This is a genomic window from Micromonospora noduli (genome assembly GCF_003264365.1).
Lineage (GTDB): Bacteria > Actinomycetota > Actinomycetes > Mycobacteriales > Micromonosporaceae > Micromonospora > Micromonospora noduli.
Window position 1 is genome coordinate 210,292 of record NZ_PYAK01000005.1, and the last position, 23,236, is coordinate 233,527.

25 protein-coding genes, 1 tRNA gene and 2 pseudogenes are annotated in these 23,236 nt (G+C 68.4%); 14 read left to right on the forward strand and 14 right to left on the reverse strand.

Annotated elements, in window-relative coordinates; all coding sequences use genetic code 11:
* Positions 1 to 41: 41 nt before the first annotated feature.
* Positions 42 to 1,184, reverse strand: a complete 1,143-nt coding sequence (locus GUI43_RS06310; RefSeq protein ID WP_112698288.1) for a glycoside hydrolase family 53 protein — start codon at positions 1,182 to 1,184, stop codon at positions 42 to 44.
* Positions 1,185 to 1,193: 9 nt separating this feature from the next.
* Positions 1,194 to 2,387 carry a cellulose binding domain-containing protein gene (locus tag GUI43_RS06315; protein WP_112698289.1) on the reverse strand — a complete coding sequence of 398 codons (1,194 nt, stop codon included), beginning with the start codon at positions 2,385 to 2,387 and terminating at the stop codon, positions 1,194 to 1,196.
* A gap of 195 nt (positions 2,388 to 2,582) precedes the next feature.
* Here GUI43_RS06315 and GUI43_RS06320 point away from each other — a divergent pair, with 195 nt between their 5' ends.
* From GUI43_RS06320 to GUI43_RS33435, 3 genes are all read left to right on the forward strand, one after another.
* The gene (locus GUI43_RS06320) at positions 2,583 to 4,343 is read left to right on the forward strand and encodes a DUF1996 domain-containing protein (protein ID WP_112698290.1); all 1,761 of its coding nucleotides are present in this window, start codon (positions 2,583 to 2,585) and stop codon (positions 4,341 to 4,343) included.
* Between the two features lie 254 nt (positions 4,344 to 4,597).
* Positions 4,598 to 4,852: a hypothetical protein gene (locus tag GUI43_RS06325; RefSeq protein ID WP_146754712.1), complete on the forward strand. Its 255-nt coding sequence runs from the start codon at positions 4,598 to 4,600 to the stop codon at positions 4,850 to 4,852.
* The gene (locus tag GUI43_RS33435) at positions 4,849 to 5,370 is read left to right on the forward strand and encodes a hypothetical protein (protein ID WP_146763033.1); all 522 of its coding nucleotides are present in this window, start codon (positions 4,849 to 4,851) and stop codon (positions 5,368 to 5,370) included. Before GUI43_RS06325 ends, GUI43_RS33435 begins: the two co-directional genes overlap by 4 nt.
* Positions 5,371 to 5,377: 7 nt before the next feature.
* Here GUI43_RS33435 and eccCb read toward each other — a convergent pair whose 3' ends face one another.
* Positions 5,378 to 9,751, reverse strand: a complete 4,374-nt coding sequence (eccCb, locus tag GUI43_RS06335; RefSeq protein ID WP_112698291.1) for a type VII secretion protein EccCb — start codon at positions 9,749 to 9,751, stop codon at positions 5,378 to 5,380.
* A gap of 3 nt (positions 9,752 to 9,754) precedes the next feature.
* Complete coding sequence (locus GUI43_RS06340) at positions 9,755 to 10,222, reverse strand: hypothetical protein (RefSeq protein WP_146754741.1); 468 nt, start codon at positions 10,220 to 10,222, stop codon at positions 9,755 to 9,757.
* Positions 10,223 to 10,827: 605 nt separating this feature from the next.
* Here GUI43_RS06340 and GUI43_RS06350 point away from each other — a divergent pair.
* Positions 10,828 to 11,655 (forward strand): SAM-dependent methyltransferase, encoded by an 828-nt coding sequence (locus GUI43_RS06350; RefSeq protein WP_112585154.1) that lies wholly within the window; start codon positions 10,828 to 10,830, stop codon positions 11,653 to 11,655.
* A gap of 89 nt (positions 11,656 to 11,744) precedes the next feature.
* On the opposite strand, the gene GUI43_RS06355 is transcribed toward GUI43_RS06350, so the two are convergent.
* On the reverse strand, positions 11,745 to 12,152 hold the full coding sequence (locus GUI43_RS06355) for a nitroreductase family deazaflavin-dependent oxidoreductase (protein WP_112585152.1): 408 nt from the start codon (positions 12,150 to 12,152) through the stop codon (positions 11,745 to 11,747).
* Between the two features lie 500 nt (positions 12,153 to 12,652).
* Here GUI43_RS06355 and GUI43_RS06365 point away from each other — a divergent pair, with 500 nt between their 5' ends.
* Positions 12,653 to 13,081 (forward strand): DUF4279 domain-containing protein, encoded by a 429-nt coding sequence (locus tag GUI43_RS06365; protein ID WP_112698293.1) that lies wholly within the window; start codon positions 12,653 to 12,655, stop codon positions 13,079 to 13,081.
* A 40-nt stretch (positions 13,082 to 13,121) separates the two neighbouring features.
* Here GUI43_RS06365 and GUI43_RS06370 read toward each other — a convergent pair whose 3' ends face one another.
* Positions 13,122 to 13,661, reverse strand: a complete 540-nt coding sequence (locus tag GUI43_RS06370; RefSeq protein ID WP_112585146.1) for a DinB family protein — start codon at positions 13,659 to 13,661, stop codon at positions 13,122 to 13,124.
* A 123-nt stretch (positions 13,662 to 13,784) separates the two neighbouring features.
* Between GUI43_RS06370 and GUI43_RS35015 the strand changes: the two are divergent.
* Positions 13,785 to 13,919, forward strand: a pseudogene (locus GUI43_RS35015) (site-specific integrase); the annotation flags it as partial.
* A 27-nt stretch (positions 13,920 to 13,946) separates the two neighbouring features.
* On the opposite strand, the gene GUI43_RS06380 reads toward GUI43_RS35015, so the two are convergent.
* The 4 genes from GUI43_RS06380 to GUI43_RS06390 form a co-directional block, all read right to left on the reverse strand.
* On the reverse strand, positions 13,947 to 14,558 hold the full coding sequence (locus GUI43_RS06380) for a hypothetical protein (RefSeq protein ID WP_146765867.1): 612 nt from the start codon (positions 14,556 to 14,558) through the stop codon (positions 13,947 to 13,949).
* 171 nt (positions 14,559 to 14,729) lie between these two features.
* Positions 14,730 to 14,903, reverse strand: coding sequence for a hypothetical protein (locus GUI43_RS33750; protein WP_167457711.1), 174 nt, complete (start codon positions 14,901 to 14,903; stop codon positions 14,730 to 14,732).
* Positions 14,900 to 15,118: a hypothetical protein gene (locus tag GUI43_RS06385; protein ID WP_112585142.1), complete on the reverse strand. Its 219-nt coding sequence runs from the start codon at positions 15,116 to 15,118 to the stop codon at positions 14,900 to 14,902. Before GUI43_RS06385 ends, GUI43_RS33750 begins: the two co-directional genes overlap by 4 nt.
* An 84-nt stretch (positions 15,119 to 15,202) precedes the next feature.
* On the reverse strand, positions 15,203 to 15,865 hold the full coding sequence (locus GUI43_RS06390) for a hypothetical protein (protein WP_112698295.1): 663 nt from the start codon (positions 15,863 to 15,865) through the stop codon (positions 15,203 to 15,205).
* A 273-nt stretch (positions 15,866 to 16,138) separates the two neighbouring features.
* On the opposite strand from GUI43_RS06390, the gene GUI43_RS06395 reads away from it, so the two are divergent.
* The 5 genes from GUI43_RS06395 to GUI43_RS33440 are packed head-to-tail and all read left to right on the forward strand — an operon-like array spanning position 16,139 to position 18,507.
* Complete coding sequence (locus GUI43_RS06395) at positions 16,139 to 16,531, forward strand: YbaB/EbfC family nucleoid-associated protein (protein ID WP_112601591.1); 393 nt, start codon at positions 16,139 to 16,141, stop codon at positions 16,529 to 16,531.
* Complete coding sequence (locus tag GUI43_RS06400) at positions 16,531 to 16,845, forward strand: type VII secretion target (protein ID WP_112585136.1); 315 nt, start codon at positions 16,531 to 16,533, stop codon at positions 16,843 to 16,845. The genes GUI43_RS06395 and GUI43_RS06400 overlap by 1 nt, the downstream gene beginning before the upstream one ends.
* A 19-nt stretch (positions 16,846 to 16,864) precedes the next feature.
* Complete coding sequence (locus GUI43_RS06405) at positions 16,865 to 17,590, forward strand: WXG100 family type VII secretion target (protein WP_112698296.1); 726 nt, start codon at positions 16,865 to 16,867, stop codon at positions 17,588 to 17,590.
* Positions 17,591 to 17,600: 10 nt separating this feature from the next.
* Positions 17,601 to 18,227, forward strand: a complete 627-nt coding sequence (locus tag GUI43_RS06410) for an EndoU domain-containing protein (RefSeq protein WP_112601589.1) — start codon at positions 17,601 to 17,603, stop codon at positions 18,225 to 18,227.
* A 22-nt stretch (positions 18,228 to 18,249) separates the two neighbouring features.
* A complete protein-coding gene (locus GUI43_RS33440; RefSeq protein ID WP_146754740.1) occupies positions 18,250 to 18,507 on the forward strand; it encodes a hypothetical protein in 258 nt (85 codons plus the stop codon).
* Positions 18,508 to 18,555: 48 nt separating this feature from the next.
* Here the strand turns inward: GUI43_RS33440 and GUI43_RS06415 are convergent.
* The 3 genes and pseudogenes from GUI43_RS06415 to GUI43_RS06425 all read right to left on the reverse strand — a co-directional run.
* Positions 18,556 to 18,723: pseudogene (locus tag GUI43_RS06415) on the reverse strand (IS3-like element IS1141 family transposase); the annotation flags it as partial.
* Positions 18,724 to 19,144: 421 nt separating this feature from the next.
* Positions 19,145 to 19,216: transfer RNA gene (locus GUI43_RS06420), tRNA-Val, on the reverse strand.
* Positions 19,217 to 19,266: 50 nt separating this feature from the next.
* Positions 19,267 to 19,884: a TIGR02611 family protein gene (locus GUI43_RS06425; protein WP_346265193.1), complete on the reverse strand. Its 618-nt coding sequence runs from the start codon at positions 19,882 to 19,884 to the stop codon at positions 19,267 to 19,269.
* A gap of 369 nt (positions 19,885 to 20,253) precedes the next feature.
* Here GUI43_RS06425 and GUI43_RS06435 point away from each other — a divergent pair, with 369 nt between their 5' ends.
* A complete protein-coding gene (locus GUI43_RS06435) occupies positions 20,254 to 20,685 on the forward strand; it encodes an SsgA family sporulation/cell division regulator (RefSeq protein WP_007457244.1) in 432 nt (143 codons plus the stop codon).
* Between the two features lie 114 nt (positions 20,686 to 20,799).
* On the opposite strand, the gene GUI43_RS06440 is transcribed toward GUI43_RS06435, so the two are convergent.
* Positions 20,800 to 21,576, reverse strand: a complete 777-nt coding sequence (locus GUI43_RS06440; protein WP_112698315.1) for a glucose 1-dehydrogenase — start codon at positions 21,574 to 21,576, stop codon at positions 20,800 to 20,802.
* Between the two features lie 202 nt (positions 21,577 to 21,778).
* Here GUI43_RS06440 and GUI43_RS06445 point away from each other — a divergent pair, with 202 nt between their 5' ends.
* Both GUI43_RS06445 and GUI43_RS06450 read left to right on the forward strand, forming a co-directional pair.
* A complete protein-coding gene (locus GUI43_RS06445) occupies positions 21,779 to 22,771 on the forward strand; it encodes a helix-turn-helix transcriptional regulator (RefSeq protein ID WP_112698297.1) in 993 nt (330 codons plus the stop codon).
* A 7-nt stretch (positions 22,772 to 22,778) separates the two neighbouring features.
* Positions 22,779 to 23,234, forward strand: coding sequence for an RrF2 family transcriptional regulator (locus GUI43_RS06450; protein WP_030333674.1), 456 nt, complete (start codon positions 22,779 to 22,781; stop codon positions 23,232 to 23,234).
* Positions 23,235 to 23,236 lie beyond the last annotated feature (2 nt).

Below are 23,236 nucleotides of genomic sequence, written 5' to 3' on the forward strand. Positions count from 1 at the left end.
TGAGCGTTGTCGCGGTCAGCTGCTGTAGCACGCAGAAGGCGTCAGGGCGCCCACCGCACGCCCGGGTTCACCCGCCCGGACCAGTCGAAGACGGCCATGTTGTCCCACTGATTTCCGGTGTCGTTGATGTCGGCCGGGTCCCAGCCGTTGCCGCGGACGGCGTACCAGGTCGGTTCCCAGTAGAAGACGCCGATGGCGCCCGCGTTACGGGCGGTGTTCTGCACCCAGTCGAACTCCTGGGCCTGCCCGGCCCAGGTCGCGCTGATGCCGTCACAGGTCGCGTCGCCGATGGCGTTCGGCTCGCTGTCGGCGTTGTTCCGGGTGAAGGGGTACGCGGTCTCCACGATCACCACCGGTTTGCCGTAGCGCCCGCGCAGGTCGACGATGTTGTTGTAGAGGTTCGCCAAGCTGCCGTGCCACATGCAGTAGTACGACTGGGCGGTGATGTCCCACTGCACACCCTGGGCGCGGATGCCGTCGTAGAACCATCGGGCGTTGGCGTTGCTGTCGGCGTTGGCGGTATGGATCATCACCGGGATGCCGCTGCCGCACGCCTTGGTCGCGTTGTAGCCCTGCTTCAGCAGACCGGCCAGCGGGGCGAAGTCGTTGTTGACGACCTTGCCCTCGTTCCACAGCATCCCGACGTTGATCTCGTTGCCGATCTGCACACTGTCCGGTGGGGTGCCCTGCCCGCGAAGGCTGGAGCAGACGTCGTAGGTGAAGGTGTAGACGTCGGTACGCAGTTGGCTCAGGCTGTGGCCGGCCCAGGCGGCCGGCTTGTACTGCTTGCCAGGGTCGGCCCAGGTGTCGGAGTAGTGGAAGTCGATGAGCACCTTGAGGCCCTTCGCCCTGGCCGCCCTCGCCTGACCCAACACCGCGCTCTTGTTGTTGTAGCCGCTGATCGGGTTGTTCCAGACGCGTAGTCGGACGTAGTTGACGCCGACGGACTTCAAGATGTCCAGCGGGTCGCGGGCGACCCCGCCGGCGTCGTAGTACCTGGCACCGAGATCCAGGCTGCGCTGCAACGAGGAGACGTCGGCTCCCCGCATGGTGAGCGCGTTCGCGGCGGAGACGGGATCGGGCGCGCCGGCGAGCGTGGTGGCGACGGCGAGGAGGCCAGCCGCGGCAGCCCCAATCAGGGCCCTGGCGCGGCGTTGGTGGGGTGTGGCCGAATGTGTGTTCACGAGGCTCCTTCAGCCCGCCGTGCAGGGGGCACCGTTCAGCGAGAAGCCGGTCGGCGGCGCGTCGCTGACGCCCCACCGCCCCTGGACACCGAAGGTCGCGGATCCGTTCGGCGCGAGGACGCGGTTCCAGTCGACGTTACGAGCGGTCACTGTGGTCCCGGTCTGGCCGATCGTGGCGTTCCACCCCGAGGTGACCTGCTGGTCTCCCGGGAAGCTGAAGGTGACGGCCCAGCCGTCGATCGGTGCCGCCCCGGCGTTGTGGACCGTCGCAGTGGCCACGAAACCGCCCTGCCACTCGGACTGGTTCCGGTAGGTCACCCGGCAGGTCGAGGGCGGCGGGGGCGTCGGCGTGGAGGTCCTCGTCGGCAGAGTGACAGTGTTTGACGCGATCGACACGTTGCCCACCGCATCCCGGGCACGCACGTAGTACTGGTTCCGCAGCGGCGTCGACGCAGGTAGGTCCGCCGTGTACGTCGTACCCGGCACGGTGGCGACCAGGACCGAGGTGAACCAGCCGTCGAACTGGTAGACGTTGTACCCGAGCACGCCGACGTCGTCCGTCGACGGCGACCAGGACAACGTGCCGGTCGAGGCGGTCACCTCGCCGACGGTCAGATTCTGTGGCGCGCTCGGCGGGGTGGTGTCCGGGCCGGTGTCCGTCACCGGTGTGACCACTGTCAGCGCGTTCGACCAGTTCGAGCGTTGCCCGAGGCTGTCCCGGGCGATCAATCGGAACGTGTACTGCTGGCCCGACCCAAGGTGGCCGGTGATCGTGGTGCTGGTGACGGCCCCGACGCTGGCACTGAAGACGATGTCGCCGAACTCCTGGTAGTACGTGATGTCGTACCCGGTGATGGCGCAGCAGCCGGACGTGGCGGCCGTCCAGGTGAGGGTTACCGACGCGCTCCGGACCTCGCTGGCGGTCAGGTTGGTGGGCGCGCTCGGCGGGACGGGCGAGGTGCTCGGCGTACTGGACGGCGTGGTCGGCGTTGGCGGGGCGGTCCCGGCCGCCGCTGCGACGGACACCGCGGCCCCAGCGGGCGCCGGGGCGACCCCCGGGTACGCGGCGGGCGCAGCGGTGCCGGCGTCGGCCGCCGGTGCGGCGCTCAGAGCGGTGCCGAGCACCGCCGTCGACACCACGACGGCGGCCAGCAGACCCGGCCGCAGACGGCGGAACAGCGAGGACGAGCGAACGCCTGTCATACGTCGACGATGCAGCAGGAGATCGATGATCGCCAACGTGTCTCACGCCTCGGCCAGTGAGCGGCGCGGCTCATGCCTGACTTCTTACCGAACCATGACGTGCCCGTTGACCGTTGACCGTTGACCGTGCGCCGGCCCGTACCGAGGGGAGACAGCACATCACCGGAGCCGTTTTCCGGCCTTGAGGAGATTCCGATGACCCGCAGAAAGAACGGGACCGCACTGGTCCAGACCCGGCCGGCCCGGCTCGCCATGGCCGCACTGGTGCTGGCGGCCACCGGCGCGCTCACCGCCACCTTCGTCTCCGGTGGCGGTAAGGGCACCGCGGATGCCGCCACGAGCCTGGACCAGTTCGTGTCGATCGAGAATGTGCCGCCGAACGTGCGGAACCCGAGGCCGGCCGCCGGTGCGTCGACCGGCCGGTTCACCGTCGACTGCGGCACGAACGGCAACGGCAAGTTCAGCCCGGACAATCCGGTGGCCCAGCCCGGTATCCGCAACGGCGCCGAACACGTCCACGACTTCGTCGGCAACCTGGCCATCACCGCGAACTCCTCCGACGCTGATCTGGACGCCTCCGGCACCACCTGCCGCAACGGTGACAGGTCGTCCTACTTCTGGCCGGTGGTGCGGATCGACAAAACTGTCCGCAGCGGCAAGCAGGTCCAGCAGGCCCTCGCCCAGACCCAGCCGATGGTCGTCTGCCCGTCGGTCGACAAACGGCTGCGGGCCGTCCCCACCGGGGCCCGCGCCACCGTCGACCGCCTGTTGGCGGAGCTGGACCGCCAGGAGGCCGCAGCGAACCAGCGGATGACCGCCAGCCGGGGCCGCATCGACGCCGCCTTCAACCGGGAGGTCATCGACTCGCTGCGAGCCCGACGTGCCGCGATGATCAAGCGGATCAGCACCACGATCACTAAGGCCGGCGGTAACCAGCCCGGCCTGGTCTCGCTTGTGGACTGTGACGTCAGCTACGACGACATGCACGCCCGGATGCCTGGCAGCGCCCACCGGGCGAGCGTCAAGGCGGCCCAGGCCGCGAATCCGCGCATCCAGTGCCCCGCCGTGCGGGACCGGTTGCGCGGCGTACCCGATCGAGCGCTCGCCGAGGTGAACCGCAACCTCGACGACCTCGACCGGCAGGTCTCCGAGGCCAACGAACGCCTGGTCACCAGCCGTGGCCAGGGCGGCCCGGCCTTCGTCGACAACGCCATCCTCGGACCGCTGCGCGCCAAGCGGGTCGCCGCGCTCGACCGGATCGCCACCGCGATCGGGCGGCAGGCCTCCCGTCCGCAGGGTCTCGAAGCGCTCGCCGCCTGCACGCTGGACCAGGCCCCGACCACCCCGGCGACACCGGGCAGCGCGCCCACCACCGCCGCCGCGCTACCCGACCCGCAGGGGCCCAATCTTGAGCTGCCCGGCAACACCGGCGGCATCGTCCGCCCGGCGCAGGTGCTGATCGAGTACCGCGGCAACCCCGTCAGCAATGTGGTGCCGATGCCGAAGTTCCTCCGGGCCCTCACCGGCGACGCCAAGCCCACCAGCCGTGGTCCGGCCAACGCCCGTGCCACCTGGACCTGCTCGGGCTTCACCGACCGGCTCTCCGACAAGTACCCGATCTGCCCCGCCGGCAGCCAGGTGCAGCGCGTCCACGACTTCCCCGGCTGCTGGGACGGCAGGAACATCGACAGCGACAACCACCGCAACCACGTCGCTTTCGCCGACAGGGCCACCGGCGCCTGCCCACAGGGCTTCCGGGCGATCCCGCAACTGCGGATCACCGTGGCTTACGACATCGCCCGCGACGTGCAGGTCAAAGGCCAGTATGCCCTCGACTCCTTCCCCGAGGAGAACCACAACCCCTTCTCCGACCACAACGACTTCGTCAACGTCAACTCCGCCCAGACGATGCACCGCATCGCCACCTGCATCAACAAGGGCAAGAACTGCTCCTGACGGCCTCGGGCTGGAGTCTGCTCACGACAAGGACCCGAGCAAGTGCATTGTCCTTGGAGAGCGGTGTTTCGGATGTTGTCGACCATGTTGAGCAATGAGTCATGGTGGAAGCCGGTCACCGTCGAACTTGTGGACAGACATCGCGACCGGCTCGCAGTCAGGACCCGGTGGTAGCTGGCGTCACGCTACGACCGCGAGAATGCGCTACGGTGGCCGGATGGCGCGGCCGGCGTTGCCCGGAGGTGATTCAGTTCGTGGACGACAGCTCGCTGGACTTGGACCCGGATGGTCTCCTTCAAGTCGCGCGCGGCATCGGTGACCTGGCTCAGCGGTTACTCTCGGTCGAAGCTCCTCCCGGCGAGGAGGCGCTGATGTCCTGGATCGATGAGTTGCCTCGAATCGGCACTGAGCTTCATGAGGTCGAAGGGCTCCTCCGGGAGCTCGCCCGCTCGGCAGCGGCGGCTGACGAGGAGTTGGCAGCACGATTCGTCCAACAGGGTGACGTATGACGGAAGAACCTGTGTCGTACAAGCGGCTAGTGGCCGATCCGTCCGGGTCCGGTCCGGACCCCAGCGAGTGGTGGGTGCAGCTAGCTCGCACGGCGCGGGACAGCGCTGCCGAGCTGGGCCGGCTGCACCGGCTTCTCGACGGGCACTGGCGCGCCGGACGCAACCGGGATCAAGTCGATGAGCTGTTGCGTCGTCTGACCCATCGACTCAACGAGGCGCAGGATGCGTGCACGGCAATCGCCGCACTGCTGGCCAACCGCAGCCACGAGCTGGCCCAGGCGCGTGAGCTGGTTCTGCGAGTGACCGACGAGGCGCGGCTTGTGCGGCTCGTAGTAACGCCAGAGGGCGAAGTCGAACGGCCGTCCGGCTCGGGTCCTATGCCGTTGGCAGTGCGTGCCGTCGCGCAACGGCTGACGGCCCAGATCGCCGGGGCGTTGGCAGAAGCAGCGGCGGCGCAGCGGAGAGTGACCGAGGAAATGGCCGTCCTGTCGCCGCCGGCTCCGTGGTCGGCTGGGTAGGGGCGAATCACCCAAGGTCGACCAAGGCGGTCTGAATCAGCTGCTGGCCATCGCGGCGGCGAACCAGGGTGCCCCGACCGGGCGGTTGCGGGCTCGGCCGCAGCGTGCCGAAGACCGCGCCCTCCTCCCGGTTTCCGGACATCAGCAGGCCCGGCGAGTCCAACTCGCGAAGCCGTTGCAGCACCGGCTCGTAGAGCGCCCTGGACACACCACCGACGCGGCGCGTGACGATCAGGTGCAGACCGATGTCGCGGGCCTGCGGTAACAGCTCGTGCAGGGCGCTCAGCGGGTTGCTGCCGCCCGAGGCCACCAGGTCGTAGTCGTCCACCAGGATGTACAGGTCCGGACCCTTCCACCAGCTCCGATCACGCAGCTGGGCGGTGGTCACGTCCGGGCCGGGCAGACGGTTGGACAGCGCGCTGCGGATCGACGCGAGCCCCTGAGCGAACGCCTGGTTCGACGGGGCGTAGTCGAGCAGGTGGTCACCCTCCACCGCGCCCAGCAGGCCACGCCGGTAGTCAGCGATCACCAGCCGGGCCTGCGCCGGCGTGTACCGCTCGGTGATCCCCCGGGCGATCAGGCGCAGCAGGTTGGTCTTGCCGCACTCCGCGTCGCCGAAGACCGTCAGGTGCGGCTCGTTGGCCAGATCCAGGTAGACCGGCGCGAGTGCCGACTCGTTGACACCGATCGGAAGACCCGGCACCGCCGACCGATCCGCCTCCGACGCCGACTGGTCGACGACCTGGGCTAGTTCGCTGACGGTCAGCAGGCGCGGCAGCAACCGCACCTTCGGCGCCGGACGACCCGGCCAGTTCGCCGCCACGTGCCCGGCCAGGGACAACGAGGCCTCGCCCAGATCGTCGATGTCACGATGGCCGTCGATCCGCGAGATGGCGGTGAGGAAATGCAGCTTGTCCCGGGTCAGGCCACGACCGGGCGACTTCTCCGGCACGTTGTTCGCCGCCCGACGATCGATCTCGGACTCCGACGCGTCACCGAGGCGCAGCTCCAACTTGGTGCCGAGCAGATCCCGCATGTTGATCCGGATCTCCGCCCACCGAACGGCGGTGAGCACCACATGCACACCGAAGCCGAGGCCCCGGTTGGCCAACGTGGTGATGGTCTGCTCCAGCTCCTCGTACTCCTGACGCAGGGTGTTCCACCCGTCCACCACCAGGAACACGTCGCCGAACGGATCATCGGCGAACTCACCGGCGGCACGGCGACGGCGATAACTCGCCACCGAATCGATGCCATGCTGGGCGAAACGAGCCTCCCGCTCGTCCAGCACCGCCACCACCTCGGCCACCGTCCGACGAACCGCCTCAACGTCGCGCCGACCCGCCACCCCCGCCACGTGCGGCAACCGCTCCATACTGCGCAGCGCGCCCCCGCCGAAGTCAAGACAGAAGAACTGCACCTCCCGCGGCGTGTGCGTCAGCGCCAGCGAAGCCAGCAACGTACGCAACATCGTGCTCTTGCCACTCAACGACCGACCGACGATCACCACGTTGCCGCCCGCGCCGGCCAGCTCGACCATCATCGGGTCCCGGCGCTGCTCGTAGGGGCGGTCCACCACACCGACCGGCACTGTCAGTCGCCCACGCCCAGGCCAGGAGGCAGTGCACAACCCATAGGTCGGATCCACCGCCAGCGGACCGAACAGCTCACCCAGACCCGGCGGATCGGCCAACGGCGGCAACCACACCTGATGCGCCGGCCGGCCCCGACCCTTGAGCCGGTCCACCAGGACATCCAGGATCGTACCGCCGGCCCACGCGTCCCCCCGGGCGTCCGACACAGCGTCGTCTTGCACGGGCCGTCGGGACACGTGGGCAGCCTCGAACCGGGTCATCGCCGAGCTGCCGACCTTCAGGTAACCGTGCCCCGGCGCGTTGGGCAGGTCGTACGCATACGGAACGCCAAGCACGATCCGGCTCTCCACCTGCGAGAAGGTCCGCAGACCTATCCGGTACGACAGGTGCGTGTCGAGCCCCCGCAGCTTGCCCTCCTCCAGCCGCTGCGAAGCCAGCAGCAGGTGCATTCCCAGCGACCGGCCCAACCGGCCGATCATCACGAACAGGTCGATGAAGTCCGGCTTCGCCGCCAACAATTCCGAGAACTCGTCACAAATGATCAACAGGCTCGGCATCGGCTCCAACGGCTGACCCGCCGCCCGTGCCTGCTCGTAGTCGTACCGCGACGCGAAGTGCCCCGCCGCCCGCAGCACCTCCTGCCGCCGGTTCACCTCACCGGCCAACGCGTCACGCATCCTGTCAACCAGCGGCAACTCTTCCGACAGGTTCGTGATCACAGCACTGGTGTGCGGCAATGCGTCCAACGACGCGAACGTCGCCCCACCCTTGAAGTCCACTAGGACGAAGTTCAACTCCTCGGACGAATGCCGCGCCGCGAGCGCGGCAATCACCGTACGCAGCAGCTCGCTCTTGCCCGAACCGGTGGCACCGATGACCAGACCGTGTGGGCCCACGCCACCCCGGGCCGCCTCCTTCAAATCGAGCAGGACTGGCTGGCCACTCAACTCGAACCCGATGGGTACCCGCAGGTGATCGACGCCCAGCGGCGTCGCGGTCCCCGCGAAGTTCATCAGCGCCTGGTGATCGGCGAAGCCGAGTACCTCCAACGCAACATCCCTGGTCGCGCCGGCCAGATGCGCGGCACCGGCCCTCGAATGCGGCGTCGGCAAGCCGTACGCCCCCGCGATCCTCGAGATCATCGCGGTCGCCCCGTCGGGCACCATCTCGCCGAACTCAGACTCGGGATCGGAGTCGACGTCGCTCAACGACAACTCCGGCAACGCAATCTGGAACATCCGCCGGCCCTGGATCGCCCAGCCAGGCGCAGACAGCGGCAGCCGAGCCGCAAGGTCCGGATCAACCATGGAGTCCGCAGGCCGCAGCAGCCTGGTCTCAATCCGCAGATGGGGTAGCTCGGTCAGCTCGTCGGGGATCCGCCGCCAGCTCCGGTTGAGCACAGCGAGGTGGAAGCCGTAGCCCAATCCCCGGTTCGCCAGCTCGACGACCCGGCTGGTGAAGTCGTCCAGCAGCGGGGCGAAGTCCATCCAGCGGTCCACCACCAGAAACACGTCCGGATACGGCCCGTCCGGCAGCATGCGCCGCCGCGAGCGCAAACTGGCCGGTGACTCCAGCTCGTGGTCCCGGAACAGCCGCTTGCGCCGCAGCACGTCGTCCTCGAGCCGGGTCAGCAGCTTCTCCAGCTCTTCGACCTCGTCGTCGCCCAAAACCGTCTGCACGTGCGGCAGCCGCCGCATCGGCCACAACCAGTTTCCACCCGATTCCAAGTAGTGAAACACCACCTCGTCGGTGGAGTGAGTGAGCGCGAGACCACCGATGATCGTGCGCATCAGGGTCGTCTTGCCCATCCCGGCCCCTCCAATGATGAGAAGGTGCCCGTCCGAGGACGCCAGATCCAGCGATACCACTTCGCCGGAGGGCCGATCGATGCGCTTACTGCGGCCGACCGGCACCTTGAGTAGGCCCTGCTGCCGCCATTTGACCGCGCACAGCCTCACGTCGTCCGCGGTCTCCAACGGACCGAGCAGGTCACCCAGCCGGGGGTCTCGCTGATCCCGTTGCCCACGGGGCCGGTGGTGCGTCTCCCGGGACAGCGCGATGTGCACCTCACGGCTCGCCCGACCGAACTGGCACGGCGACTGCTCTGTGGTGCGCTTCGGCAACTCGCTCTGCACGTACCGCCACAGGTCCTCCGGCGTAATCCAGCCTCGCCCGGTCAGATCTGCCGCCCCGGTGCTCAGGCCCTGAATGACCGTGTCAGTGAAAGCGGACCGCTGCCGCGGCGTGGCCGCAGTTGCCGGCTGACCGTCACCGGCCCGCTCTACCGAGTTGGTGGCGGTGATGACGTACCGACCGTCGCCGGCCTTCAGCTCCCCGTCCAGGTTGAGCTCCGCCGGCGACTTGGACCGCTCGAACGCGCCGCTGTAGCAGCAGTCCAGCAGAATGATCGAGCTCGCCGCCGGTGACTCGTCGAGCAGCTCGTGGACGAACGACGCCGAGATCGCCGTCGACGACAGGTGCCGGGCCTCGGTGTTTGCAACGGCCAGGTAAAACCGACCTTTGGGGCCCTGGCGGATCCCGTGGCCGGAAAAGTAGAGCAGGATCAGGTCATCCGGGCCGGCACCGCGCAGGATCGTCTCCATGGTGCGCTCTACCGAGCTCTTCGACTCGTTCTCCAGCAGAACTGTCTGGTCGAACGCCCCAATGTCCTTGTTGGCGAGCAGGCTCTGCAGGTCACGGGCCTCCTCACGCGGAGCGTAGAGGTCAGCCAGCGATTCGTCGATGTAGCGGTCGTTGGCGATGAGCAGGGCCAGTCGCTGTCCCACCGCTCACGCCCCCGTGCCGCCAGAACGTGGCCGGGGAGTCACAGGCGGGGTGGCCGGTGAGTCCCCTGAGGACGACGGGAGGGCCGGCCCGGGCGGACTGGACGCCTCGATTAGCCGCGCCAACCCGGCGACGAGCGTGGGATCGTCGGTCCGGGTGCTACCGGTGACGACCACCTCGGTGTCGCCGCAGCGGATGCGGATGGACCGTGCCGCGGTCCGCTCGGCGTAGGCGATGGCGATCTGGGCGATGGCCCGCATAGTGGTGGCCGAAAAGAAACCGCCCACTGCCAGCATGCCGAGCTCCCATGCCTGCGCAGACTTGCTCCCCTGCCCCACGCCCGCAGCAGCGACCGACGTGACCTGTACCCGGGGCACCATCCGCAGGTCGTCACCGAGACCCTGAGTAAGGGCGTCCAGTCGCTCGCCGCCGATCGGTCGCTCAGGTTCGACAACCAACACCAGTTCCGACATCCTCACCCCTTCACGTTACGTTCAGTGTCCACATGCAACCACCTACGAATGGAGTGTGGTTCAGCGGCTATTCCGCCGCTACGCAACCACGGGACCGCTCCCCGCCGCTGGTTGTCATGACAGTAGGTTGCCGTGGCATAGGCCGCAGCGTCAGCACAAGGGCTGGCCCGTCCTTGTCGAGACGCAGCCCGAGGCTCCGAGCCGATTGCCGCGGCCGTGCGGGCAGATTGGCATGGCGTACTCGAAGGACATTCAGACGGGTAGCAGGCTTTCCGCCTCCGGACCACGCCGTCACTGCTGCCAGTGTCGGCCATCCGTCACAGCGTCGAGCCGTCGCCCGAGCAGGCACCCAGCCAGGACGTAGCCATCTCGGCGCAGTGGGATCCGGATTGATCACTGCATTTCAAGGCACTGCCGTACCGGTCGATGCAGGTCGGGATGTCCGGCGAGGCCGTCGATCAACACATGTGTGCTGGTGAGGCGACGATTCACTGGGAGCGATACCAGCGGGACAAAGTTCAACCCTCCCGATCGCTACACTCGCCGGAACGCCGGCACCGCCGCAGACCTCGACCTGCGCCAATCCCCATCGAATGGAGACGCCTGTGACCCGCGACAAGGCGGCACCCCCCGGTATCGACCCCAACATTCCCAGCGTGGCCCGGGTCTATGACTTCTTCCTGGGCGGCAAGGACAACTTCGAGGCCGACCGAAAGGTCGCCGAGCACGCCCTGCGGATCACACCGGACGGGCCGGCGGCTGGCCAGGCCAACCGGGCCTTTCTGCGTCGAGTGATTCGCTTCCTCGTCAGCGAGGCCGGCATCGACCAGTTCCTCGACATCGGATCGGGGCTGCCCACCCAGGGCAACGTGCACGAGGTCGCCACCGAGCAGAACCCAAAAGCTCAGGTGGTCTATGTGGACAATGACCCAATAGTGCTGTCGCACGGGCGGGCCCTGCTCGCCGCGGAGGGCACCGCGACGGTGATCCAGGCGGACATCCGCGAGCCGCAGGAGATCCTCAACCACCCGGACGTACGCCGGTTCCTCGACTTCGACCGGCCGATCGGTTTGCTGCTCTTCGCGATCCTGCACCACCTCGGTGACGACGAGGACCCGAAGGCGGTGGCGGCCGCGTTGATCGACGCACTGCCCTCCGGCAGCTACGTGGCGATTTCGCACTTCCGCGACCCGGGCGAGCGAGACCCGGAGGGCTCCCGCAAGGCCCGCGAGGTCGAGCGGATCTTCAACGAATCGTTGGGCACCGGCCGCTGGCGTACGGACGAGGAGATCCTCTCGTTCGCCGACGGGCTGACGGTGCTGGAGCCGGGGCTGGTGCCGCTGGCCGAGTGGCGTCCAGAGCCGGACGCACCGGCTGGGGTGCAGACCGACACCTATCACACCTTCGTCGGGCTCCTCGCCCGCAAACCGTAGGCGCCGTCTCCGGGTGAGATCCGTCGGCGGGGCGCGCCCCGCCGACGGATCCACGTGTCAGATCTGAACCGGGGTCGTACCGTCTCTGCCTACGGCGCGGGTTCCAGTACGACGACTGGGATCTGGCGGGTGGTCTTCCGCTCGTAGTCGGCGAAGCCTGGATACGCGGCCTTCAACGGGCTCCAGATCCGTTCCCGCTCGTCACCGACGGCAACTCTCGCGACCAACTCGACCTTGTCCGTACCGATCTCCGCTTGGACCTTCGGGTTAGCGAGCAGGTTGTAGTACCAGTCGGGGTTGGTGGGCGCCCCGCCCTTGGACGCGAACACGGCATAGCCGCCGTCCACCTTCTGGTACATCATCGGGTTGACGCGAGGCTGGCCGCTCTTGGCACCGACCGTGTGCAACAGCAGCAGCGGGGCACCAGCGAACTGACCGCCGACCTGCCCACCGTTGTCGCGAAACTCCGCGATGATCTTGTCGTTGAAGTCGCTCATGCTTCTCCCCGCGTCCGCGCACCGGTTCCGTCGACACGATTCTGACAGTCCCCGGCGCCCACTGCTCGGTTGCGCCGACTGCAGTCGCCACGTGCGCCGATGTAGAGTCCCGGCCGTGGGCGAACGCCGCTTCGAGCGCTATGACCGATGTTCCCGGATCAAGCGCAAGAAGATGCGCACCCCGAGCACCGCGAGCACGACCACGGCTGGAATGGCCATAAGAGTCCACGGCCTACCGAGCAGGTTGGCGGTCCCAAGCAGGGCGACCGCGAGACCGTCCCATAGCAACTCGCGTCCACTGAGAAGCTCTCTGCGAGGCGGCCGCTGGCCCTGCCGTCTTTCTGCCCGCAAGCGCCGAACTGCTTGCAGCGCGAACACCACGCCAAGTAGGAGGCAGGTCGGGCCCGCCAGAAAGTCCAACGCGTTCGGCACCATTCCTCCTAGGTGCATCGCGGGGGTGAAGCTGGTTCGTTGCGCTGGTGCGCTGCCATGATCGGGCCATGCGGATACATCAGTATGTGTACTTCTTGTTGCGTTCGGATCATCTCCCTGCACGCGAGATGGCGGCGCGGTTAGGCATGGAGCCAGACGAGAGCAGCGTCAAGGGAAGCAAGAGGGAGAGCCCTCCGGTGCCGGCTGTCCACTCGTGGAGGGTTGTGTGTCGTGACAGCGGCTTGACGGTCGATGAGCAGGTCGACCGCATCCTCGACCGCCTTGAGCCTATCGCTGATCGGATCGCGGCCCTCGTGAGAGTGATCGACGAGTCGGAGGGGGAGGGCCTCACCTCGACACTCCAGGTGGTGCGCTACTTCAATGACGAAGATGGCGACCAGCATCGACGACTCGGCTGGCACCTCGATCGCCGAGCCCTGGAGTTCCTTCACCAGACCGGGGCCGAGCTGGACGTGGACGAATACGGAGATGACTGAAGCGTGGCTAGCGCGCATGCTGACCCACCGCCCCGGTGGGTCAGAGGCCGGTTCGCCCGTCGATGCACTCACGCAGGAGGTCGGCGTGGCCAGCGTGCCGCGCATACTCCTCGATCACGTGGACAAGCACGTCGCGCATGGAGTGGCTGCGACCGTCGACCGGCACCTCGCGGCCCAGGTCGGCCTCCTCAAGGGCGTCGAGCCATTCGTCCGCCTTGGCGATCTCGGCCTTCCAGGTTGCGAAGGCGTCCTTCACCACCGCCGGGTCGGGGACCGCGCCCCCGAAGTCCCAATCCCTGTCGTCCTCGTGCTTGTAAAGGCCCGGTGCGCCGGTCCGCCCTTGCAGCACACGCTGGAACCATTGGTTCTCCATCTGAGCCAAATGGCGGACCAGGCCGAGCAAGCTCAGGGTGCTGGGCGGTACCGAGCGTCGGCCGAGCTGCTCGGCGTCCAGCCCGTCGCACTTCATCTCTATGGTCAGACGGTAGTTGCCGAGGTACTCCCGGTAGGTCGCCTTTTCGCCGACGGGCTGACCGAAGGTCCTGGGGTCGCCCCCGGGGGCGGTCCACAGTTTGCTCACGGCGCCACCCAATCGCGGGCGGACCGCACCAGTCAAGCGAGTTGCGGTGCCCTAATTTCGTCGGCCACCAGGAGGAATTCGATCGCCGCTCGCTCACCGGTCAGAAGCGAATGTTGCCGCAGCGACGTCCATCCCAGAGTCGCCATGCAGGTGCTGAGGCACGCCCGCTTCTCCGTGACGATGGAGATCTAACCGCAGGTCTCATCAAAGGCGACGTCCGAAGCCCTCAAGCGCCTCGGCGACTCGCTCGGCATGTGACCCACATGGGCAGAGACTGGTACTGGTTCAGTTCTCGCGGTTCGGGTCGCCGAGAGCCTCCCACTCCTCAGGTGTACCGGGAAATGGTTGCCAGTACGGCAGATAGAACGGCCGCCACGTCGGAGTGACCATCGAAAACGACTCCAGCTCCGGGTCCGCGAGCATGCGGTAGACGAACTCCGTCACGGACATGTCGAACCGGTGCCACGGGTGGGGTGGGTCGTGCCGAGCGATCACGGGCCACCGATCAGACTCCACCGAGCGGTCCGCCAGCCAGAAGTACTGACCCCCGGACGAGTCGTGACCCCATTCGATCAGCCCGGATCCCTTCTCGGGCCCGTACAGGCCGTGCGGGGCGTACAGGTGCGCGGCGGGATCGTCGTCCTCGCTCATCCAACGCCGGCTGGAGTTCCACCACCCGAGCAGCGAAGTCGAATCGTGATCGTCGTTCGGTCGCAATAGGTCAACGACACCCATGAACAGGCCTGGCACGAACCGCCGGCACAACTCCTTGAAGTCGCTAGGCAGCGTGACGCCGAGCTCGGCCTCCACCTGCTCCCAGCCGGCACCGCCCTCAGGCTCATGGCGCCACCCGGTCACGTCGATGATCCGGTCGATCCACGTCAGCTGATCATTCACGGCCGGCAAGGTAACAGCACAGGCGGACAACTCCTCGCCTAGTCGTCACCCGCCGCTGACCGGCAAGCCGGTCGGGTCGGGCTTGATGCGAGGTCAGGCAGTCTGCTGACGCGCGTATCGGCTCGGTTGGGCTGGGACAGTTGCTGTACTTCGCTGCTGTACTGCTTGGCCTCAAATCAGGCGCTGGATGCGGACCTTTGGGCGCTCGTTCCTGAGGTGGCCGTGCTTGTGCTGGCGGACCTGCTCGTCCCAGACCTCCTGGTCGTAGTCCGGGTCCGGTGGGATCCACTTGTGCGAGCCGTCGTTGTAGTGGAACTTCTCGTCGCCACGCCGCAGGATGCTCACCGCAGCCAGCCGAGGAAGCGTCTGTGCAGCGCACCCGCCGGCACCCAGGTCAGGTCCTCGGAGGCCCGCACCAGTTGGGCACCTAGGTAGAGAGCCAGGGAGATCGGAGCGTCGTCGAACTCGGCGCGTAGCTCGCGCTGCCGTGTGCGGCAGGGCCAGGGCGCATCGCAGCCGCGGCAACTCCAGATCGGCAGCACCGGGCCGTGCGTGGTCATGCGCGGCCTCCGAGCAGGCCGCAGCCCTCACCTACGGTGACAGGACCGCAATTGCGGCAGGTTCGTGCGGGTTGACCCGGGGGCCTACGCCGCCGTGGTCGGGTAGCCGTACTCCTTTGCCTTCCCGCGCAGGTCGGCCAGTTCAACTTCCGGGTTGAGCGCGCTGGCGGCTGCGTCGGTCAGTGGACGGAGCGCAACGACGTGTTCAACCACAGCGCGATCCAAGTCGATTTCGTAGACATCCTTGGCGTGCTCGATGTACTCCGAGACGATGTCGTCGCAGAGGATGTCGAGCAGCCATGAGCCGTCTGGATCGACCTCATCGTCGTCGGCAGGTGAGAAGTCGATGTGGTTGCCGGCATGCCACCGCTCGTCGTTGGTGCGCCGCCAGAGGACGAAGGTGGCGTCAAGGGTGCCGTCCTGCCGGCAGAACGCAGGCTCGTGTACCTGCGTCTGGAACTGCTCAGGCATTCCGTCGAGGAGGCCCGGCCACAGCCGACCGTCGGTGTAGTTGAACATCGACGACTCGTGGTAGATACCCCGGACGAATACGCCGTCGGCGGTGAAGACGATGTCGTACTCCTCGCCGCTGCCGTTACGCATCGACGCCGCCTCGTCCTCGCCCCATTCGCGGTCGTAGGAGTAGTAGTCGCCCCCGACGACCGCATCGAGCATCGCCAGGGCTTTGCAGCGCTCGCGCAACACGTCGATGGAAGGCAGCCGCTCGGCGATGTCGTACACGGTCACGCCGGGAGCCTACGTCCCGACGGCGAACCAGCGCTGCAAGTCGCTACGCCACCCCGTAACCGACCGAGCCAGAACCCAGCGGCATCACGGCCTCCCTCAGGCCGGCGGGAACAACTACCGACAGTGACGTGCCCCCCGAACCATCTAGGCGCCTCGTCGCCGAGATCCAGATTGACCCGATCACGCCGCATTCGCTCGGCAATCTTGGTGTGGCGGGCCGCGGCTACACTGGCGCCCCTGAATCCCCTGCTCGGCAACCGAAACGGAGGCGCGATGGGTAATCCGCTGTTGGACGCCGAGGATGCGCGGGAACGCCTTGAGGCATGGCAGGCCAATGCCTCGCGCCGGGCCGCCGACACGCAGGCCGCCGCTGCCGGCTTGCGCGCGCTGCGGGTCACGGCCAGCGACGCCCACGGGATCGTCGAGGTCACCGTCGACTCCACGGGGGCGATGGCCGACGTCCGGCTCTCCGCGCGTGTGCAGCGCGTGAGTCTGGAGCAGACGCAGCAGGCGATCATGGGCGCCTATCGCAACGCGCGGGTCAAGCTCGCCGAGGCCGCCGCCGAGGTCGTGCGGGAGACGGTCGGCGCCGACTCGGCGACCGGCCGGGCCCTGCTGGCCGGATTCCGGACCGCCGACACCGAGGACGAAGAGGGGCGTTACTGATGCACGGGGGATTCGAGGTCGACGTCGAGGCCCTGCGCGCGCACGCCACGGCCATGTTGGCCATTCACGACCGCTTCGCCGCCGTCAAGGCCGCGAGCGGCACCATCTTCCAGGCCGACGATGCGTACGGGCAGCTCTGCCAGTTCTTACCGCCCATCCTGGAGGGACGCCACCGGGACCAGGACAAGGGCGTGGACATGCTCGCCGAGAACATCGCGCTGCTCGCCGCAGGAATCAAGAAAACCGCCGACGCCTACGAGCGGACCGAGGAGTCGACCACCGACGGCTTCAACTCCTTCCACTCCGCGACCTGAGCCGGCCCGGCGTCCTCTCATGAGCAACCCACTGGTCGCCACGACCTCCGACATCCCTTCGACCAGCGCCGCGCACCGCGACGGCTGGACCGGCCTGCCGCTTGCCGACGACTACATGGGCATCAAGAACGCCATCGACTCCGGCAGCTGGATCGACGGCTCAATCGCGGGCTTGGGCGCCGCTCTCGACGGGGCGGCCATCGCCATCGACCCGTTCAGCACGCTCCTGTCGATGGGCATCGAGTGGGCCATCGAGCAGGTCGAGCCACTGAAGCAGGCACTCGACTGGCTCGCCGGTGATCCCGAGACCATCGAGACGCACGCCATGACCTGGGACAACATGGCCAGTGAGCTGTTCTCCATCGCCGAGGACCTCAAGGCGCGGCTGGTCGGCGACCTCGACGGATGGCAGGGCGCCGCCGCCGCCGCCTACCGCGACATCCTCACCATCAACATCGACGTCGCCGGGATCTTCGCGGGCACGGCCGCCGGCATGGGTGCCGCGACCCGTGGCGCGGGAACCGTGGTGCAGATAGTGCGGGAGGTCGTGCGCGCCTTCATCGCCGACTGCATCGCCAAGGTCGTGGTGTGGCTGGCCGAGGTGGTCTTCTCTCTCGGCTTCGCCACACCGCTTGTCGCCTCCCAGCTCGCGGTCGCCGTCGTCCGCTGGACCGGCCGCATCTTCGGCTGGCTGATGGGCCTGATCGCCAGCCTCTCCGCCCTCCGCGCACTCCTCGACGTCTAGGCGGCCCTCGATGCGACAACTCATGGCGGCTCTGCGGACCACCGCCGTCCTGGTGGTCCTGTTCGCTGTGGCGGGTCTCCACAAGCGCCCCCCAGGCCCCACCCCACCGCACGGCGGTGGCGGCGATGGCCCCAAGCGTCCCAAGTTCAACCCCGCAATGATGCCCAAGCGCGTGGGACCAGCCCAGCAGCACGGCATCAAGCGCGCCGAGGAGGGCCGCCCGAAGGGCGCCGACACATCCGAGCCGGAGGCGCCCAAGAGGACCAACCCCTGGGACGACCCCGAGTTCACCGACGCCAAGTACGACATGGACCGCTTCGGTCAGATGGGCGACGGGGCGATGGACAAGATCTGGGACGGCGACGGCATGGGCAGTGGCGACCACAAGCCCTCGTCCACCGAGCCCGGCAAGACGCGCTTCCCGCCCGGCACCACCAAGGAACAGGTCGAGGGCTGGTTCAAGAGCATCGCCGCCAACCCCGACAGCCGCCCTAAGGCACGTCTCGACGGCGACGGTTGGCTCGTCACCGGCACCCGCGACGGCATCACCTGCGTCGTTATCCTGGACAAGGACGGCAGCATCGCCGGCGGCTACCCCGTCAGCGGCGAGGGCGTCACCACCAACCCGCTGGCCTAGCCACCGAACCCACGGGAGACCCATGGAAGTCATCGATTTCTACCGGCGCAGCCGCCGGATCACCGACCAGCTCGCACCCAGGATCAGCCCGGAGTACCGGCCGATCGTCCTGACCGCCGGAGGCGCCGGGGCCTGGGACCTGGCGATCCCGACGCTCGTCGGCGCCCTGTTGAAGGAGGACGTCGTGATCACCACGGCGGAGAAGGACGCGCTGCGGGAGCTCATGGAGTTCCGCCGGGAGCCTCTGACGCGCCTGGAGCAGATCCGGACCTCGGACTGACGGCCGAAGCGTAGATCGGGCCCCTCGAACCCTGCACCGTGTCGACCAGCAGGGGGTTCGGGCCTGTTCGATGTTGTCGAAGCGGTCGGGGAAGCCGGGCCGGTACTCCAGTGTCTTGAAGTGCGCTTCGCCGTACGGGTTGTCGTTGCTGGTGTGCGGCCGCGAGTGGCTCTTGGTCACGCCGAGGTCGGCGAGTAGGAACGCCACGGGTTTGGCTGCGGGACCACTGTCGACGCCGCCGAAAAGCTAGGGCGACGCTGGCTTGGAATCGACGTGACGCCTCATCGACGCCTGCTGGCACCTCGGCAGGCCCATGACCACCGACACCGCCAGCGGCGCCACGACGGCCGACCACCGTCAAGGCAGCCTTGACGGCCAACCGAACGCCTACGCCGGACTGCGCCCGCTGACCTCGACGTCCACCGCAGAGTCGCCATGCAGGTGCTGAGGCACGCCCGCTTCGCCGTGACGATGGAGATCTATACCCAGGTATCCAACAAAGCGACCAGAGACGCCCTCAAACGCCTTGGCGATTCACTAGGCCAATCACGCCGTTGCTGTACTTAGCTGCTGCACGACAGCAGAAAGGCCACCTCCCGAACTCGGGAAGTGGCCTTTGACCTGCGATGACTGAGAGTGGGCGATGCTGGTATCGAACCAGCGACCTCTTCGGTGTGAACGAAGCGCTCTCCCACTGAGCTAATCGCCCTCAGCGCCACTGACTCTACCCGATCGTGGAACCGGACCGGAAATCCGGGGTCAGTGCGTCGCGAGGTAGTGCATCGCCTCGGCCACCACGTCGATGCCGAGGCTGTACTTGAGGGACAGCCAGACCACCGTGGCCACGAAGACCAGGCCGACGGAGCCGAGCACGATTCGTACCAGCAGCGACTGCCTGGTTACCCAGCGTGTCCATCCGTGGACGTGGCGGCGGGTAAAGCCGAGCAGCCGGCGCGCCCAGTGGTATTCGACGGCCCAGATGCCCAGGCCGGCGATCACCAGCAGCCAGCCGGGCCCGGGAAGCGGGATGAGGGCGATGCCGATGGTCACCACCAGGGCTCCGGCGATCGCGATGAAGATCTTGAGTGCGATCCGGCCGGTGGGGTTGGCGCGGATGAGGTCGAGGGTCAGCGAGATCCGCTCACGCCAGCGGGGCCGGCGCGGCCGCTCCTGCACGGCGGTTCCGCCACCACGGCCGGCGTCGGCGTCGCCGCCGCCACCAACGCCGGTGCCGCCGCCACCAACACCGGCGCCGCCGCCACCAACACCGGCGCCGCCGCCACGACCAACGGCGGCGTCGCCACCACGACCGGCGCCACCACCACCTGGACGACCGGCGTCGGACGCCGGCCGACCGGCCCGTTCGGGCTGCTCCATCGGCACTCCGTACCCCCGCTTTTCGGCTGCTCGGACCGCGACGTTCGGCGGGCCGGGCGCCGCCGCCGGATCCACTGAGGATTGCTTCGTCACCATTTCACCCCCCAGTGTCGCTCGGGCCCGTCACTGCAACGGCCGACTGGACGTTACCGGAGTAAGTCGACGACTGAGCCACCCGATACCGGGCGGGATCACGCACTGGGCAGAACCGGAAATCCTACATGAATGCTCACATTCACGCGGCCTTTCCGTCCCCCTTCCCACCACTGGGTGAAGTCAGCGTATGGCGGAGCGTAGCCAGGAGTAGCACCTGAGTATGGGAAAAGCGGGACACGCGCGTTCCGCAGCGGTGCCGGGGGGAGAACGTCCATGAGTGTCATCCGACCGACGACCGTAGAGGTCGAGACGTCGCTAAGGCTCGTCGCACCTGACGCCACCGCCTTGCCGGTGCGTGCCAGTCTGCGTTACGACCCTGCTGACCCGTATGCGGTCCATGTCCTGTTCCATGCCGAATCGGCAGGGGGCGAGGCGGTGAGTTGGTCGTTCGCTCGCGAACTTCTGGTCACCGGCCTGGACGAGCCGGCCGGCATCGGGGATGTGCGGGTCTGGCCCTGGGCCACACCGCGCGGCGATTTCGTCGCGCTGGCCCTCTCGTCACCGGACGGCAACGCCCTCTTCGAGGTGCCGCGCAGCGTCCTGGTGCGTTTCCTTCGACGGACCTACGTCGTCGTCCCGCGCGGCCGTGAGGCCGAGCACCTGGACGTCGACACGGCGGTGAACCGGCTGCTCGCCGGTCGCTGACCGCCCGAACGGGCAACACCGGCCACACCGGGGCCGCGCGGATCTGCCGAGTCCGCGCGGCCCCGGCACACACCCAGGGAGTACGCGGGCAGCGCGCTCCGGGTCGGCCGGTGCTCAGCCGTGCGTGGTGATGCCGCCGTCGACGGGAATGACAGCCCCGGTGAGGTACGCGCCGGCGCGCGACGAGAGGTAGATGGCCGTGCCGGCCATGTCCTCGGGGCGCCCGATGCGGCCCAGCGGCACCTGCTGCTCGATGGCGGCCCGGCTCGCCGGGTCGTCGAGCGCGAACGCCATCATCTTGCTCTCGAACGGGCCGGGCGCGATCGCGTTGACGGTGATCTGCTCACCGGCGAGTTGGTGGGCGAGGCTGCGGGTGATCATGTGCACGGCCGCCTTGGTGGCCGAGTACGCGTACACCTCCATCATCGGCACCCGGATGCCGTCGATCGACCCGATGTTGATCACGCGGGCCGGGTCGTCGGCGCTGGCGGCGGCGCGCAGCGCCGGCAGCAGCGCGGTGGTGAGCCGGAAGACGGCCTTGACGTTGACCGCCCAGAGCTTGTCGAACGCGGCCTCCGGGTAGCCCTCCAGCGGTGCGCCCCAGGTCGCGCCGGCGTTGTTGACCAACACGTCGAGGCGGCCGAAGCGCTCACGCACGGCGGCGGCAAGCGTCTCGGCGCCGGCGTCGTCGCTCAGGTCGGCGGGGATGGCCTCGCAGCGACCCTCGGCGGACAGGGTGGTGGCGACCGCCTCGCAGACGTCCGCCTTGCGCGACGAGATGATCACGTGTGCGCCGGCTCGGACGAAGCCCTGGGCGATCATCAGCCCGATCCCCCGCGAGCCGCCGGTGACCAGGACCGTCTTACCTTCGACCGAAAACAGCTGCGTCATGCCCATCCCATCGCGAGTCGGCGGGGGCCGTCGGCCGGTCGAGTGGCCGGCGGATGCCGGGCGGACCGCGGACCGACGGCGCTACCGCCGGGTAACGTAGCCCGGCCGCCGGGAGCGGGACAAGCCCGGAGCTTGCCGCGGATTCCGCTACGAACGTCGATCGGGATGCGGTGACCTGCGGTTCGGGCTACCGTCGCAGGCGATGGTCTCCACCGATTCCTCCCCCGCGCCATCGATCGGAACGGCGTCTCCCGTCACCGACGAGATAGCCACGTTCGCGCTGGCCGATCTTGCCGGTGCCCCGGGCTGGCGTCGGCCGGTGATCGTCGAGCGGGAGCTGTTGATTCTCACCACGCGTGGGCACGGCGACGCGGAACTCGACTTTCATCTGCTGCCGTGCCGGCCCGGCACACTGCTTCGGGTCCGCCCCGGCCAGGTGCTCCGCTGCGCCGGCCCTCAGTTCGACGCCACAGTGGTCGCCTGGGATCCCGAGGCGCTGCGCGACTTCGACGTCGACCTGACCACTACCGCGACCTGGCGGCAGTTGGCCGGTGAGGACGAGGACGCGGTGATCAGCGAGGTGAGCCAGTTGGCGGTGGACTGTCGACGGCACCCCGACGGCCCCACCGCCCGCGCGCTACTCCGGCACCAACTGGCCGTGCTGCTGCTGCGGCTGGCCGTGGCCCACGACGACCGGTCGCCGTCCCGACCCGAGGACGAGACGTTCCACCGGTTCCGCCGCGAGGTGGAGCACGGCTACCCGCACACCCGGCGGGTGGAGGACTATGCGGCGGAGCTCGGCTGCTCGGTGCGGACCCTGACCCGGGCCTGCCTGGCCGTCACCGGCCGCAGCGCCAAACAGGTCATCGACGAGCGGGTGGCGTTGCAGGCCAGCCGGTTACTGGCCGCGACGGATCAGCCGATCGCCCAGATCGGCCGGCAGCTCGGCTTCTCCGAACCCACCAACTTCGGCCGCTTCTTCAGCCGCGAGGTCGGGGTCAGCCCCGGCGCGTTCCGGGCCGCCCGGGACCAACCGGTGGCCGGACGGGTGGTCCGACCCCGACCGCCGGCCGAGTCGACGGGCGTCAACGGCGGCTGGTTCCGCCCCGGCACCTCCGGCGAACCCGCCAACGGCGGGTACGCCACGAGGTCCGGGCCGCCCACCGGAGGGCCGGGCGGCACCGGGCGGGCATGATGGCAGGGTGCAGATCTCCGCGCGCGGCGACTACGCGGTACGGGCGGCGTTGAGCCTCGCCACCGCGTACCCGTCGCTGCTGTCCACCCAGGCCATCGCCGCGGAGCAGGACATGCCCCGTAAGTTCCTGGAGGCGGTCCTGGCGGATCTGCGCCGGGCCGGCATCGTCCGCGCGCAACGCGGCGCCGAGGGCGGCTACACGCTCGCGCGCCCACCACGCGAGGTGACCGTCGGCGCGGTGCTGCGCGCCGTCGAGGGCCCACTGGCCGGGGTACGCGGGCTGCGCCCCGAGGAAACCCGGTACGAGGGTTCGGCGGAGAACCTGCCCGGCCTGTGGGTGGCGGTGCGCGCCGCCGTGCGGCGGGTCGTCGACGAGGTGAGCCTCGCCGAGATCGTCAGCGGTCGACTGCCCGCGCACGTCCGCAAGCTCACCGCGCTGCCCGACGCGTGGGAGCCGCGCTGACC

What these genes read in the sequence shown, in the direction of transcription:
- GUI43_RS06435 (WP_007457244.1), top strand. Translation starts at nt 20,254, where the DNA reads ATGAGTGTCATCCGACCGACGACCGTAGAGGTCGAGACGTCGCTAAGG.
- GUI43_RS06320 (WP_112698290.1), top strand. Translation starts at nt 2,583, where the DNA reads ATGACCCGCAGAAAGAACGGGACCGCACTGGTCCAGACCCGGCCGGCC.
- GUI43_RS06355 (WP_112585152.1), bottom strand. Translation starts at nt 12,152, where the DNA reads ATGAGCGACTTCAACGACAAGATCATCGCGGAGTTTCGCGACAACGGT.
- GUI43_RS06425 (WP_346265193.1), bottom strand. Translation starts at nt 19,884, where the DNA reads ATGGAGCAGCCCGAACGGGCCGGTCGGCCGGCGTCCGACGCCGGTCGT.
- GUI43_RS06315 (WP_112698289.1), bottom strand. Translation starts at nt 2,387, where the DNA reads ATGACAGGCGTTCGCTCGTCCTCGCTGTTCCGCCGTCTGCGGCCGGGT.
- GUI43_RS33435 (WP_146763033.1), top strand. Translation starts at nt 4,849, where the DNA reads ATGACGGAAGAACCTGTGTCGTACAAGCGGCTAGTGGCCGATCCGTCC.
- GUI43_RS33440 (WP_146754740.1), top strand. Translation starts at nt 18,250, where the DNA reads ATGGAAGTCATCGATTTCTACCGGCGCAGCCGCCGGATCACCGACCAG.
- GUI43_RS06395 (WP_112601591.1), top strand. Translation starts at nt 16,139, where the DNA reads ATGGGTAATCCGCTGTTGGACGCCGAGGATGCGCGGGAACGCCTTGAG.
- GUI43_RS06405 (WP_112698296.1), top strand. Translation starts at nt 16,865, where the DNA reads ATGAGCAACCCACTGGTCGCCACGACCTCCGACATCCCTTCGACCAGC.
- GUI43_RS06410 (WP_112601589.1), top strand. Translation starts at nt 17,601, where the DNA reads ATGCGACAACTCATGGCGGCTCTGCGGACCACCGCCGTCCTGGTGGTC.
- GUI43_RS06340 (WP_146754741.1), bottom strand. Translation starts at nt 10,222, where the DNA reads ATGTCGGAACTGGTGTTGGTTGTCGAACCTGAGCGACCGATCGGCGGC.
- GUI43_RS06365 (WP_112698293.1), top strand. Translation starts at nt 12,653, where the DNA reads ATGCGGATACATCAGTATGTGTACTTCTTGTTGCGTTCGGATCATCTC.
- GUI43_RS06385 (WP_112585142.1), bottom strand. Translation starts at nt 15,118, where the DNA reads ATGACCACGCACGGCCCGGTGCTGCCGATCTGGAGTTGCCGCGGCTGC.
- GUI43_RS06400 (WP_112585136.1), top strand. Translation starts at nt 16,531, where the DNA reads ATGCACGGGGGATTCGAGGTCGACGTCGAGGCCCTGCGCGCGCACGCC.
- GUI43_RS06445 (WP_112698297.1), top strand. Translation starts at nt 21,779, where the DNA reads ATGGTCTCCACCGATTCCTCCCCCGCGCCATCGATCGGAACGGCGTCT.
- GUI43_RS06440 (WP_112698315.1), bottom strand. Translation starts at nt 21,576, where the DNA reads ATGACGCAGCTGTTTTCGGTCGAAGGTAAGACGGTCCTGGTCACCGGC.